At 37.1% G+C, this 13,466-nt stretch carries 11 protein-coding genes; 7 read left to right on the top strand and 4 right to left on the bottom strand.

Annotation, left to right across the window (positions count from 1 at the left end):
• The first annotated feature begins 86 nt into the window (after positions 1-86).
• Both FL972_RS12120 and FL972_RS12115 read left to right on the top strand, forming a co-directional pair.
• On the top strand, positions 87-917 hold the full coding sequence (locus tag FL972_RS12120) for a hypothetical protein (RefSeq protein WP_144605727.1): 831 nt from the start codon (positions 87-89) through the stop codon (positions 915-917).
• A gap of 719 nt (positions 918-1,636) precedes the next feature.
• Positions 1,637-1,921 (top strand): hypothetical protein, encoded by a 285-nt coding sequence (locus FL972_RS12115; protein ID WP_144605726.1) that lies wholly within the window; start codon positions 1,637-1,639, stop codon positions 1,919-1,921.
• 209 nt (positions 1,922-2,130) lie between these two features.
• Here the strand turns inward: FL972_RS12115 and FL972_RS19595 are convergent, their stop codons facing one another.
• Complete coding sequence (locus FL972_RS19595) at positions 2,131-2,700, bottom strand: hypothetical protein (RefSeq protein WP_250161344.1); 570 nt, start codon at positions 2,698-2,700, stop codon at positions 2,131-2,133.
• A gap of 77 nt (positions 2,701-2,777) precedes the next feature.
• Positions 2,778-5,930, bottom strand: a complete 3,153-nt coding sequence (locus FL972_RS12100; RefSeq protein ID WP_144605725.1) for a DUF3427 domain-containing protein — start codon at positions 5,928-5,930, stop codon at positions 2,778-2,780.
• A gap of 385 nt (positions 5,931-6,315) precedes the next feature.
• On the opposite strand from FL972_RS12100, the gene dinD reads away from it, so the two are divergent.
• The 5 genes from dinD to qatD all read left to right on the top strand — a co-directional run bounded on the left by dinD (position 6,316) and on the right by qatD (position 12,133).
• Entirely contained in the window at positions 6,316-7,158 is an 843-nt protein-coding gene (gene dinD / locus FL972_RS12095) for a DNA damage-inducible protein D (RefSeq protein WP_144605724.1), read from the top strand.
• A 223-nt stretch (positions 7,159-7,381) separates the two neighbouring features.
• Positions 7,382-9,262, top strand: coding sequence for a KAP family P-loop NTPase fold protein (locus FL972_RS12090; protein WP_144605723.1), 1,881 nt, complete (start codon positions 7,382-7,384; stop codon positions 9,260-9,262).
• On the top strand, positions 9,262-10,083 hold the full coding sequence (locus tag FL972_RS12085; protein WP_144605722.1) for a hypothetical protein: 822 nt from the start codon (positions 9,262-9,264) through the stop codon (positions 10,081-10,083). Before FL972_RS12090 ends, FL972_RS12085 begins: the two co-directional genes overlap by 1 nt.
• Positions 10,070-11,404 carry a Qat anti-phage system QueC-like protein QatC gene (gene qatC, locus FL972_RS12080; protein WP_144605721.1) on the top strand — a complete coding sequence of 445 codons (1,335 nt, stop codon included), beginning with the start codon at positions 10,070-10,072 and terminating at the stop codon, positions 11,402-11,404. Before FL972_RS12085 ends, qatC begins: the two co-directional genes overlap by 14 nt.
• Complete coding sequence (gene qatD, locus FL972_RS12075) at positions 11,405-12,133, top strand: Qat anti-phage system TatD family nuclease QatD (RefSeq protein ID WP_144605720.1); 729 nt, start codon at positions 11,405-11,407, stop codon at positions 12,131-12,133.
• Positions 12,134-12,156: 23 nt separating this feature from the next.
• Here qatD and FL972_RS12070 read toward each other — a convergent pair whose 3' ends face one another.
• Both FL972_RS12070 and FL972_RS12065 read right to left on the bottom strand, forming a co-directional pair.
• Entirely contained in the window at positions 12,157-12,435 is a 279-nt protein-coding gene (locus tag FL972_RS12070) for a helix-turn-helix domain-containing protein (RefSeq protein WP_144605719.1), read from the bottom strand.
• 2 nt (positions 12,436-12,437) lie between these two features.
• Positions 12,438-12,857 (bottom strand): helix-turn-helix domain-containing protein, encoded by a 420-nt coding sequence (locus FL972_RS12065; RefSeq protein ID WP_144605718.1) that lies wholly within the window; start codon positions 12,855-12,857, stop codon positions 12,438-12,440.
• Positions 12,858-13,466 lie beyond the last annotated feature (609 nt).

Here is a 13,466-nt window from a genome sequence, read left to right as displayed (position 1 = left end):
TCCGCCGCGGCGGATCAGGAAGGGGATGCCCCGATAAATCGGGGTAGGGCATTCCATCTGACCTCTAAAAAACAAATTATAAACAGATGAAACACGTGCAGAGCTTATTTAGAATAATACTCATATTGATGGTTTTCTGTATGATACCTAGCTGTGATTTGATTGAGGGTTTGAAAGGTGATAGCCTTGACACATATTATATATCCAGCATAGGTTCTTTAAGTACTCCAGAATTATCAGGTACCTTAAAAAATGGCGATAAAACTGATTCTAATTTGAGAATATATGGATTCAATGCCAGTGAATCAAAAGTGAATTTAATACTGGGAAACAATATCATGGTAAATCTCACATTCTCCATTCCTGCTAAAAAAGGGACTTTTACCATAGTTCCAGATACCTTTAGCAATGATGAAGTAGATATTTATGCAGATGGTTTTTCTTCAAAGTTCAAATCAGGTACTGCCACAGTAAGTGAGTTTTCCAAAGACATAAAAGATGAAACCAGGGGAAAAATTTCCTTCAGACTTCAAGGAAATGGAGAATTTGGTGGATCTGACCCTAGATTTCCGCCTACCCCGATCAGTTTTGATTTCAGAGTAAGTTTTGATAATAGAGATGATCCTCCTTATACCCCACCAGTTTCCAGTGATGACTCTGGGGGATCAGGAGGAGGTTCTGGTGGCTCCGGTGGTGGCTCAGGAGGATCTGGTGGTTCTTCAGTGTCTTATTGTACAACTACCTACCAAGGGCCAACAGGAGCGCCTCAGCGAGATGGATTTTGTCAGGCGGCTTGGCTGTACTTATGTAAAAATGGATTAAGTCCTGATTCAAGAGAAGTGAAAGAGTATTGCCGATTGTATGCTCAAATGAATCAGATAACTACACCTATGCAAAACTGTCCTTACTGCAGATAGATATCAATCGGAGGGGATTTTACATATTAGTTTAGGGGTGATTTTTGGAACTTTTTGATTGATTTATTTTTCGAATGACCTTTCGATTTGGCTTGTGTGATCCACAGGCCATTTTTTTTTATACACAAAACTTAAATTATCAAAGAAGCAAATCCCCCTTTGGACCTTTATACAAATTTCGGAGAAGTGAGAAAAATTAAAAGGGGGCAGGGGGGATTTTAATCGAAATACAGTTGAAATAACTAGAAATATGCCTTCGGCGAAATACTATTCAACAGATATGCTTCGCAAGATAGACTCTCCTCCGTCGAGCCAGATATGCCTTCGGCGAGATAAACCTTTAATTGTACCTGTATCAAAAGCTCCAAAGGAGCGTAATTTTTTTAGCCCTGGGTGTAACCCAGGGTTTGGAAGATGTCGTTTCCCTCTCCCCAGCGCTGGCGCACAATCTCCGTTTGAAAACGATATCTCACTGCCAGCAAGACAGGGAAGGGGCTTGGTATTGTCGGATTGAAAATCCTACGATAGGTGCTCGAGATTACAAATCTCGAGCAGCCGAGAGCAGCCGAGAAAGGAGACCAATTCTTCCCCTGTGCTTGCCCTGGATTTCTCTACCTAAACCCAATAACCTTCTGATAATCAATTATAAATTATCATTTACCGCATATTTTTTTGTATATTCTAATTGAATCAACTCATAAAACCCAAAATAAACGCACATGGATAAGCTAGAAAAACTGGATATGATGGATAAAATCCTTCGGGAATTTGAGGACTTAAGAAATTCCCAAACTTCCGTTTTAAAGAAGATTTCCAAGATAGAAGCTGATAATATCAATCTGGGAGTAAAGCTGCTGGAAGAGAAACTTACCGCTATTTTCTTTGCAGTAGATACCAACTTAAACCTTGTATCTGAACTCGAAGAACAGTTTCAGGAATACCGGGATAAGTTCTACAAAGACAATAATATCGCTGCAAGGCAGGCGGAACGTAGCAAGGATTAGATCATCCCTTCAGCGTTCAAAATTAAACTAGTCTTTCTAACACAATTCTTGCTATAGCCTAAATTCACTGAAATAACTTCTCGCCAATCATCAGGATTTTTTTTCTCCCGCAGATCACCGCAGAAAAATTCGCAGATGCTCGCAGATTTAGGTTCCAAGGAAATCAAAATCTGCATCAATCAGAGAAAATCAGCGGAAAATAAGTATTACTAAATTTCATACCCCTTTTGAATCTCATGTAAGAAGCTCGAAATTTCCCGCTTATCCATTACTTCTTCATCTGTCCACTCAAAACTCTCAAATTCATGCCACTCATGATCAATTTCAGGATCATAGGAATGATTTTGAAGTTTGGGTAAATCCCAATCCTGAGGTACAAAATATTCACTATAAATCAATTTCTTCTTTAATTTTTCACTGGCTTCCCGAGGGCTGAGAGAGTTGGGATTTGCAAAAATCACCCAGCCAAATTGCTTGTAATTGGCCCCGTCCCGATACCGATAGTTGAGTTTTAGATTCAAAGGTCGCTTACCCTCTTTCAATGGCAGCTGCTCCAAAAACTCATCCAAATCTTCCTCTGAATCAAAAGAATAAAGCGGTTCTTTCCCCAATTCAAAAAACCGGATTAAGTCCACCAAACTTTCAAAAACCCTGAACTGCGTTCCTTCATAATTATACACATACACCTGCTTACTTTTCTCAAATCGGACTAGATTCAGAATTTCTAGAGTTCTGGATGGAGTGAGGTATTCGGTGGCGATGGGAATAAGTTGGTTCATGGTCAAAATTAATCTATCAAGCCTGTTTCCCTTGAAACCTGAAAACTTAAAATGTCAACTCATGTCGGTAAAAACATCTATCCCATGGAAAGTTTAGCTGACGCCTGATACAAAAATGGTGGAATGGCTTCATTTAATTCCCAGTTGATACTCATGGGCTTGGAACCATAATATTCCCTAAAACTACCTTCTCCAATAAATACATACCCCATGGTATTTTTAAATTGATTTTGCTTTTCCTCCCGAACAAATAGAAGAATACGCTTACCGTTGTCCTTATGATTGATATAACTTAGGCCCTTGCCAGTATCAGGGCGGGCAGAATTCTGAGATTGCCAGTGAAAAAGAGTTTCATTGAGTGCATAATCCTCATACATAGTTGTAGGGGAGTAGTGTTCGTCAGATTTGTTTAAATCGATAAATAAAAGCTCAGTATTGATTTCACTATTTTCTGCTACTCCCTCTCGGTTTGAGGATTTTGTTTCAAAAGTACTAAATCCAAAAGCTGCCAAAATCTGATCTCTCGTATATCGACCATGCACTTTCAGTGGTTGATCGTAAGGCAATTCTATTTCTAGCTCCTTAAAGCCAATTTGATCCATTCGATACTCTAGGACTTCGATTATCTCCTTCACCAAATCCTGATTTTTTCCTATCGCTTTGATGCTTGCTTCTAAGGACTTAAACCCTCCTGCATTTTGCCAAAAGTCATAGTGGAGCATCAGGCACATTTGCTGTTCCTTTCTTTTCAGTGAATCAATTGGAACTTGAAAATTTGATTTTGCCAACCGGAGTATAAAGTAGAAATAAGAATAGGATTCTGTGGAAAGCCATTTTTTAGAAACACAGCTAAGCAATTCTTTTTCATAAATGGAATCAGGTTCTTTTGATACCCCCGCCTCAAAAGTCAATCTAGACCAAGTGCTTCGCTTATAAATGACCTCCAAAGGATAATGGTACAGGGTAACAAAATTTTTAAGCGTTAAAGGTAAATCGCTTTGATGTCTGAAATTCCGAATCTTTTGAATCAGTTGATTCCTATTCGGGCTAATCGATGCCTTAATATTTTTAAGGATAGTTTCTCTGGCTTGTTTTTCTAAAACAATTGCACATCCCAATGGAACATGCTGAAAATTACTTTCCAATTCACTTGTGATAGAGGTATTGGTTTTTCCAATCAGGGCTCGAAATTTTCCCTCAAAATCATATTCCGATCGGGCATTTCCGACAAAATCTAAGACCGTCAGACATTCTTTACCATCTGCCAATCGAAGTCCACGACCCAATTGTTGCAAAAATACCGTCAAGCTTTCGGTAGGCCGTAAAAAAAGTACGGTATCGATTTCTGGAATATCCACCCCTTCATTAAAAATATCAACAACAAAGAGGTAATTAATCTCTTTATTTCGAAGTCGCTTGCGGATTTCTTTTCGGTTTTCATTTCGGCCACTGACCAAATAGTCAGCCTTCAATCCCGCTAATATGAATTTCTCTGCCATATATTGGGCATGATCTTGAGTGACACAGAAACCCAGCGCCCGAACATCTTGGATATCTGTAACATACTTTTCAAGGGAAGCGATGACCGTTCCTACTCGCTGATCATTGCCCGTGTAAACTTTACTCAACTCAGATGGTAGATACCTTCCTCTGGACCAAGAAACTTGAGAAATATCAACCGAATCAGAAACCCCAAAATAATTAAAGGGACAAAGTAGCTTTTGATTTAGCGCCTCAGGAAGTCTAATTTCGGCAGCAATATGCTCACAAAAATCAACAAGGATATCAGACCCATTCATCCGCTCTGGAGTGGCTGTAAGTCCTACTAGGATTTGGGGAGAAAACCGATGGATAATCGGGCGGTAACTATCGGCTGCAATATGGTGAACCTCATCGATGATTATAAAATCAAAATAATTGGCAGATAGGTCCAATCTCTCCAATCGATTGTTTAGGGTCTGAACAGAAGCGAAAAGATGATGATACTCGCTTGGTTCTTCCCCATCTACCCAGAGTTCGCCAAAATTATGATCTTTTAATATTCCTCTGAAAGTGCCTAAAGACTGCTGTAATATTTCTTTTCGATGGGCGACAAAAAGCAATTTCGTACCTGGGTTTTTCTCGTAAAATCTCCGAAAATCAAAAGCAGAGATCACCGTTTTTCCAGTTCCAGTGGCAGCCACGACTAAGTTTCTATATCGGCCATGAACAGATCTTTCCACTTCAAGCTTTTCCAGAATTTCCTCTTGGAAATTATACGGCTTTAGGTCAAAATATCCCAAGTTAAGTTCCTTTTCATCCCCTGCTCCAAAACACCCCTCCTTGAGCGCGATTCTGAGCTTCTCTGAATGCTTTTGCGGATCATAACTTTCAAAATCCCGGCTATTCCAGTAGGTTTCGAAGGTTTGCTGCGCGGTATGAATGACATGAGGAATCTCGGTATTGTTAAGCTTTACATTCCATTCTAACCCTTTCGTTAAGGCAGTTTTTGAAATATTGGAGGATCCGATATAGGCCGTATGAAAACCAGTATTTCTATAAAAGAGGTAGGCTTTGACATGTACCCGTTCATTTTTGGTATTGTAGGAAACTTTTACTTCCGTATTGGGAAGCTTAGCAAGGTATTCAATGCATTTAGCATCGGTGGCACCTACATAAGTGGTCGTGATTAATCGAAGTTTCCCCCCTTTTTGAGTAAAGGATTCCAATTGAGGCATCAAGAGGCGAAGACCTGCCCATTTGATAAAGGATACTAAGAAATCAATTCGATCAGAGGAACTAATTTCCTTTTGAAGTTCCCCATCAAGTTGGATTTTTTTACTTCCTCCGCCTCCGGTGATCAGGGAACTAAATATCAATCGAGATTCGGGGGTAATGCTTTTGAGAAAAGAGTGGACATCAGCCACACCGAGGTCTGTTTTGGAAAAAATAGCAGTCAGGAAAGTGGTATTAAGCGCTAAAAGATCCTGTTCAAAATCTTCATCCTTTAGCTCTTCTTTCAAAAGAAGAATTAATTGATTAACGAGTTGAATTTGCTGGATGATTTGATCTTCTTTTGAAAAGTAAGCTAGAGCTCTTTTGAGGACGATGGTAAAATACTGAGATAGAACATCTTTTGCCTCGGTTTTATCGATCGGTTTTTGATCTACAAAGAATACTTCTTGATCCAGGTCATCGAGTTTGGTTTGGATCAGCTTGGAGATCAATGATTCGTAAACGCCTTGCTGCATAGGTGATTTTAAAAAAGGAGGGAGATGGAATTTCGAAGCTTAAGTAAACTAAATTTACAAAAGAATCACAATTTTCCTGATCTAAATTCAATAAAGGATTCTGATTTCCTTACAGCACAGCACGGGTATTCAAGAATCTAATTTTTTCAATCTGTCTATTTTTGTTCTAATTTTTCTGTAAAATGATGGAAAAACCACGTTTTTCACCCAAAAATACCCAGTACAGGGTATTTTTTATTTACTAGATATGCCCTTTATTAGCAATACTAAACTTTTGATGATCAAAAGATGAATATTAGGGTGTAGGTGCAGTTTCGGTTTTCGGAATGGAATGAATCAAAAGTTTTGGTCAAAAAAGGTATCAAAACTAATTTTTAGATTGAAAATGAAAAAAGAGTTAATCGCTGAGTTATTCCAAAAGTTTGAAGATGCCTGTCATAATTTGGCGGGTTTGGAGTGTTGGAGTGGGCGTGATTTGCAAGGGATTTTGGGGTATTCGGATTGGCGAAACTTTACCAATGCGGTCCAAAAAGCCGTGAAAGCATGTGAAAACTCAGGAGAAAAGGAATCAGATCATTTCGTTGGCGTCACCAAATTGATCGAAATTGGAAAAGGAGGCCAAAGACAAGTTCAAGATGTGGCCTTAACACGTTATGCCTGTTATTTGGTTGCCCAAAATGGAGATGCCTCCAAGCCTGAAGTTGCTTTTGCCCAAACATACTTTGCAGTTCAGACAAGAAAACAGGAACTGATCGAGCAGCGCTTGTTGGATATCGCCAGGCTGACCGCCAGAGAAAAACTGTCCAAGTCGGAAAAGAAGCTATCAGGAATTATTTATGAGCGCGGAGTAGACCAGAAAAGTTTCGCCATAATAAGGTCTAAGGGAGATCAGGCTTTATATGGAGGAATTCCTACCCAGTCCATGAAGGATAAGCTCGGAGTTCCGGTCAATAGACCATTAGCCGATTTTTTGCCCACTTTAATGATTAAGGCTAAAGATTTTGCTACAGAGTTGACTAGTCATAATGTGGTAGAAAAGGATTTGTCAGGTGATCAAGCGATTTCAAAAGAACATATCGACAACAACGCAGAAGTAAGGAAAATACTCTTAAAAAGAGGAGTGAAACCGGAAGAGTTACCTCCGTCGGAAGATGTCAAAAAAGTCCAGCGGAGAATTGATAGTACAGAAAAGAAAATCCTTAAAGAGATCAAAAAGGATAAAAAATAAACATGAGTCCTTAATCTAATCCACCTAATGATGGGAATCAAACCAGGACCAAAACGAATCATAATAGTGTAATAACATAGGGTGTAGAAAAAATTAATGTCAAAGATAATCTCAGAGATTTTTTGTCTTTGAAGTCTATTTGACAAAAACCGGAAAATTAAAAATCAGATTTTGAGTTTGACTCGTCGATTTTTTATCATAACTAAATAAGCACAATAATAATATGTGGGCAGATAATGAAACTTCAGAGGATCTTCTGGGATTTAAAATACACGCCGATTTACTCGTTGATGTAATCAAAGATGATAAAGTTCTACCAGTAACAATTGGAGTTTTTGGAGATTGGGGAAGTGGAAAATCAAGTATTCTGAAAATTTTAGAGCAAGAATTGACCGAAGGTGAGGAAGATGGATTTAAAGACGGTACTCTTGTACTATATTTTAACGGTTGGGTATTTGAAGGCTATGATGATGCAAAGGCAGCTTTGTTAGAGTCTATCATTGAAAAGTTTGACAAACACAAAACAATTGGGAATAAAGTAAAGGATAAAACAGTCAAGCTGTTTAAATCTGTTAAATGGATGCGTTTGTTGGGATTGAGCTTCAAAAAAGTTATAGTTCCTGGAGCAACAGCTTATTTTACAGGTGGTGCTTCTTTACTACCTTTCTTAGTAAATGAGTTTTCTCAACTTCAACCGAAAGAGATAGCTGAAAAGCTTACTGGAGAAGGTGCTGAAGATTTTTTGAAAGATATAATTAAAAAGAATGAAGATGAGGAAGTTACAATAGTTCGTGAGTTCCGTGATGACTTTAAAGAAATGATAGACAAGTCAGGAATAAAGAAACTTGTTGTAATCATCGATGATTTAGACAGATGTACACCCGATAGACTTATTGAAAATCTTGAAGCAATTAAGCTGTTTCTAAATGTTGAGAAAACAGCATTTGTAATTGGTGCTGACCCAAGAATAGTAAGACACGCTATTGAGCATCGTTATAAAACTGATAGTATTGAAAACGCTGATGATCCGGACAGTAGGAATAAGCGTATCGTAAGCGACTATTTAGAAAAACTTATTCAAATACCTTATTATCTACCTAAATTAACAGACAATGAGGTTGAAACTTATCTTACCTTGCTTTTCTGTAAGAAAGCAATGGGAGGCGACTTTTCAAAAGTAATTGACGCTTTCAAATCAAATAGAGAAAGTAATAGATATGATGTATTCGGATTAGGAGATATTCAAGATTTAGCTACAGAAGAACAAAAGAAAGAGTTGATAGAAAGTGTTTCTCTGATAGCTTCGCTATCACCAATTATTACAGAAGGGTTAAAAGGTAATCCCCGACAGATAAAAAGATTTTTAAATACTTTCACGCTTAGGAATAGACTCGTAAAGGTTGCGAAACTTTCAGACTTCAAGATCGACGTTTTAGCCAAGTTAATGGTCTTAGAATATGCTTCTACAAATCTATTTAAGGAGATTTACAACTGGCAGTCTTTACAAAAAGGTGAACCTAAACAAATTGTTGACCTTGAAAAGTTGGCAGGAGCAGAAAATACAGAAGATATAAAAAAACAGTTCTCCCCTGAATGGGCTTCTGAAAAAGTATTGAAATGGCTTAATGCCGAACCGAAACTTGCAAACGTTGATTTAAGAGATTATTACTGGATTTCAAGAGACCAACTTTCTACTACAATTAGTGGAGCATCATTAATACCTCCCCATATTCGTAGCTTAACCAAAAAACTGATTGACCATGGTTCTGGAAGTATTTTGACCAACACTATTACACAGGAAGTTACTGGGAAATTAAACGAAACAGAATGCGAAATACTATTATCGTTACTGGAAAAAGAAGTGATTAAATTCCCAGAAAATGATAGCATTCATAAGGTTTTCATTGAAATGATGTCTCAGAATGTATCAGGTATAATTGAATCTTATGGTAGAGCAATTGGCAAAGCAGATAATAGCAAAATTCCATTCAGTTTACGAAATGAATTTGCGCTGGCAGAAGGGAAAAATGAGAATGTCAAATCTCTATATAGTCAGTTTGAAAAGACATCTCAAATTTACAAAGCATTAAATCCAAAGAAATAATGGGAACGACTCAGCGAATGACACCAGGAGTTTCTGGTGAACCTAATTGGGGGGATTTGAATAAATCCATTACTAATATTTCCAAGACTGTTGAAAAAGAGAAGGAGTTGGATAGTGATAAAAACATTAACGCTAAAGACGAAGCTAAACAGTATAAACAGATTTCTGATAGAAGAGCAGCTCACCTAAAGTCTGCATTTAATAATCTCGTAAAAACTGGTGGAGGCAGGTCGAAAATAAGTAGTGGTAAGTCATCTTCCGTTGGCAAAGCGGGTATTAAATCAGCCAGAAAGATAACAAGCTTCTTCACTGGGGTAGGAAGTAATGGATTGCAGCAAACTTTAATTGATATAGGTTTTGGTTCATTGCAGGGAAAGACCTTCCAAGAAGTTCTTGATTATCTGCTTGTGTTTTGTACAGATTCCAATGAAGGGATGGACGAAACTGCTGCTAACAATGCTTCTTGTGAAATTATGAAGGAACTTGCGGCATTAGCTGGAAATGACCTAAACAAGTTCGAGCAGCTTGTTAAAGAGTATGTTGAAGAAGCTGGGTTGGCAGACTTACTTTGTCAGTTTTGGGGCTTATATATTTTCGAACATTTATCTCAACGGTTTGAAGAAAAAGTAAAACAGCAAAAGGGAATGGAAATCGGAAAAGAAACCTTTAAAATAATTAAAGCTGATATCCTTGGTCAAGTAAAAGTTTTGAATAATCAAAGACCTGTTGCTAAAATTGATTGGAAGGGGAGTACCGGGAGAAAAGAGATAGAAAAAATATTTGATTCTGTAATTAAAATCATATGCGATGAAAACGATTAATGTTGGTAGACTTACCTATGATAAACCTTCCGGTGCAGGTAAGATAATTATTGAAGATGCTTCTGGCGGTAATTCTACGCTTAATATTGATTTAAGATCTTTATTACCATTTGCTAATTTAGTTAGTAAAGTGGTTTTTGATTTTTTTATTTTAAGTGCTTCTGTATATGGGATTGATCGATTTGTCGCAAGGAAGCAGAACTCAGTAGATGGATGGTCAAGAGAACTGAAAGTTACCTTTCCTGTGCATAATCCAACAAAATGGAATGCTTGTAAAGAAGATCTAAACAGACTGCTATCCTTTTTAACCGGAGACTATTGGAATGTTGAGTTTAGGAAAGAAACTTTTGATGTGCCTAACACAGATTTAGACAAAGAATTCTCTGTCCCATTTACACAAGTTAATTTATTATCTGGTGGGTTGGATTCCCTAATAGGTGCTTTCGATTTTCTTAAACAGAATTCTAAGCAAAAGGTACTGTTTGTTTCACACTATGACCCACAAATGCATGGCCCAAAAGGTGACCAAAAAGATTTGATTTCGGAAATTGAAAAGATGTATCCGAATCAATTTGCTTACATACCCTCAGTTAGAGTATCTTTAGAACGTACAAATGTAAATAGAGAAACAACTTTTAGAAGTAGATCGCTTCTGTTTATAGGAATAGCATTAATGGCTGCACAGGCAACAAATACTCACAGAATAATTGTTCCTGAAAATGGTTCAGTATCGCTAAACTTCCCTCTTAGTGCTTCAAGAAGAAGTTCTTGCAGTACAAGGACAACCCATCCTTTCGTTTTAGATAATGTTCTATCAATTTGGAAAATTCTATCAATTGTAGCTGATATCCGAAATCCTTATGAATTTCAAACAAAAGGAGAAATGGTAAACGATTGCAAAGACAAAACTAATCTTTCTAAATTAGTTCCGATGTCAAACTCTTGTGGGAAGCGAGGTCATAGAGCACATTGGGAATCAGGTAAAAAAAATGCTACTCATTGTGGGATTTGTATGCCTTGTGTTTATCGTCAAGCAGCATTAATGGTAGCGGGGGATAAAACAAGTTATGGAAATTCGATAAATAATCTATTCCCACTTAAAGACAAACATAAAAAATCCCAAGATATAGTTGCTCTGTTAGACTTCCTAAAAACTCCAATTACAAAAGAAGAGATTAAACAAGAATTAATTGTAAATGGGGTGAAGAACCTCTCCAAGCTCAATCAATTTGTTGAGGTTGTTTGGCGGACGAGAGAAGAATTAAAAAAATGGGTGAAAAAGGTTGGTGACACAACGGTAAAAACAAAAGCAGGGGTATAGATGTTAGATACACATTGCCACATTGATTTATATACTAAGCCGGAATTAATTCTTGCCGAATGCGTTAAGAAAGGCTTCCCAATTCTTTCAATGACCAATTTACCCAGTCATTTTGAGAGAGGCTTTCCATTTTTTCAGAATCAAAATAAAGTAAGACAGGCTTTAGGTATGCATCCACTTTACGCTCAATATCATAAAAAGGAGTTCCCAAAATTCAAAAGCAATCTTGTTAAGACCTCTTATATAGGTGAAGTAGGTTTGGATTTTTCAAAGGATGGGATTGATACAAAAGATATACAGATTCAAACCTTTGAAAGTATATTGAACATTATAGGAAACCAAAAGAAAATTCTGAGCATTCATTCAAGACGTGCTGAGGAGGAAGTCTTGAATTTACTAAAGAAGTACAAAATAAAGAATGCCATTTTCCATTGGTATTCAGGAAGACTTAACTTGATTGATGAAATCGTTGAAGAAGGGTATTATTTTTCCGTAAACCCTGCAATGACAAAATCTATGTCAGGCAGAAAAATTATTTCTAAGATACCAAAGCAATTTATCCTTACTGAAACGGATGGCCCTTTCATAGATGAATACAATTTGCCAATTAAACCTGGTCAAGTACAAACTGTAATCACCTTTTTAGCAAAAGAATGGATCTTAAATGAAGACGAGGTAAAAAACATAATTTTGTCAAACTTTCGAAAAGTTGTTGACAGTATCAAGTAATAAACATTTTGTATTAAATTGATTTAATTGACTTTTTCTTCATTTTTCTCAAAATAGTTATTTGAATAAATTGTCCTACTATAGGTGCCAATGTTATAGTTTATACTTTCCGCAACTTCTAAAAGGTGTCTAGGATTTATATCATATAAATCCCCAAGTTTAGCTGCTTGAAGTAAATCAAGCTTTTTTATGCCATTTTCTATCTCTAAATATTCCTCAACAGAGGTGTCTATTTTTGCGGCAACTATATCAGAATCGAATTTATTTTCTTCTCTAAGTTTCTTTAAAAGGGTATTTTTCATCTTTATTGATTGATTTTCAATGTTAGGTTTTTAACGAGTGATAGAAGTTCATTCTTTTCTTTTTTTAGTGTTTCTAACTCGCCAATTAAAAAATTAATCTGAATATCTTTCTCACTGATAATTCTTTCATAGAGTTTATTAGGCTTGTCTTTATTTTCATTATATATTTTGGCAGCAACGATTGATCTACTGTATTCCCCTGAATTATAATTAATTATCGGTAGTTCATTCGCCAAAAAATAATCCGGCTTGACATGGTAAAACTCTGCTAATTGCTGGATACGATCCAGTGTTAGTTTACTTTTTCCTGATTCTAAATTGGAATAGGTCTTCTGATTGATATTCAGAATATTGGCGACATACTCCTGAGAATAGTCTCGGGATTCTCGTAAAATCCGCATGATTTTCTGGGCATGGATCATGATAGGTTTTTTTCGACTAGACTAGAATTTCTTTGACTAAGATAGAATTTTTTTACTTCAACTAATATGCATCCTAAAGCAATATTTGGATCTATTTGATTGCTAAGACAATATAGTAAAGCTTAAGCAAGAAAGGAACAAAAATTAGATAGGAAAGCATAAAATTCAATGACCACAAAAATCAAAGAAATCTACCTGTTGAGGATTCTGACGAAGTGTTTTCGACATGATTGTTTCTTATTGATTTCAGGGTTGGCAATGGATGATATGCTTTTTCCCCGTAAACCCAAACAACCTATTTAAACCTATTTTTTCTCCCTGATTGCGCCCAAAAGGACTTTGTAAACTCCGGCGGGCCTATCCACACAAATCGGGGAGTGACAATACTGTCGACCGTCGACTGCCGACCGTCGACTGTTAGATAAGCCTTCCGCTGCAGAGGATTTTCGCTTATCACATGTAATCAATTTCTAATCAAGACCGACTGACCCGGATAAGGATCTGGACTCAGGATGGGAGAGGTCTGTCCCCATCATTGCCTGTCCACCTTAGGCGGGCAAGGAGGCAAACGAAAACCTTGTCTTTACAGGGATCTAAAAGCCGACGAAG

Origin of the sequence: Algoriphagus algorifonticola, assembly GCF_007655305.1 — a bacterium.
GTDB lineage: Bacteria > Bacteroidota > Bacteroidia > Cytophagales > Cyclobacteriaceae > Algoriphagus > Algoriphagus algorifonticola.
The sequence above is the reverse complement of the archived record's forward strand: the minus strand, read 5'-3'. Positions and strand labels throughout refer to the sequence as shown.

Excerpts from the sequence above, each read along its gene's own strand:
- FL972_RS12120 (WP_144605727.1), top strand. The coding sequence starts at position 87 with ATGAAACACGTGCAGAGCTTATTTAGAATAATACTCATATTGATGGTT.
- FL972_RS12115 (WP_144605726.1), top strand. The coding sequence starts at position 1,637 with ATGGATAAGCTAGAAAAACTGGATATGATGGATAAAATCCTTCGGGAA.
- FL972_RS19595 (WP_250161344.1), bottom strand. The coding sequence starts at position 2,700 with ATGAACCAACTTATTCCCATCGCCACCGAATACCTCACTCCATCCAGA.
- FL972_RS12100 (WP_144605725.1), bottom strand. The coding sequence starts at position 5,930 with ATGCAGCAAGGCGTTTACGAATCATTGATCTCCAAGCTGATCCAAACC.
- dinD (WP_144605724.1), top strand. The coding sequence starts at position 6,316 with ATGAAAAAAGAGTTAATCGCTGAGTTATTCCAAAAGTTTGAAGATGCC.
- FL972_RS12090 (WP_144605723.1), top strand. The coding sequence starts at position 7,382 with ATGTGGGCAGATAATGAAACTTCAGAGGATCTTCTGGGATTTAAAATA.
- FL972_RS12085 (WP_144605722.1), top strand. The coding sequence starts at position 9,262 with ATGGGAACGACTCAGCGAATGACACCAGGAGTTTCTGGTGAACCTAAT.
- qatC (WP_144605721.1), top strand. The coding sequence starts at position 10,070 with ATGAAAACGATTAATGTTGGTAGACTTACCTATGATAAACCTTCCGGT.
- qatD (WP_144605720.1), top strand. The coding sequence starts at position 11,405 with ATGTTAGATACACATTGCCACATTGATTTATATACTAAGCCGGAATTA.
- FL972_RS12070 (WP_144605719.1), bottom strand. The coding sequence starts at position 12,435 with ATGAAAAATACCCTTTTAAAGAAACTTAGAGAAGAAAATAAATTCGAT.
- FL972_RS12065 (WP_144605718.1), bottom strand. The coding sequence starts at position 12,857 with ATGATCCATGCCCAGAAAATCATGCGGATTTTACGAGAATCCCGAGAC.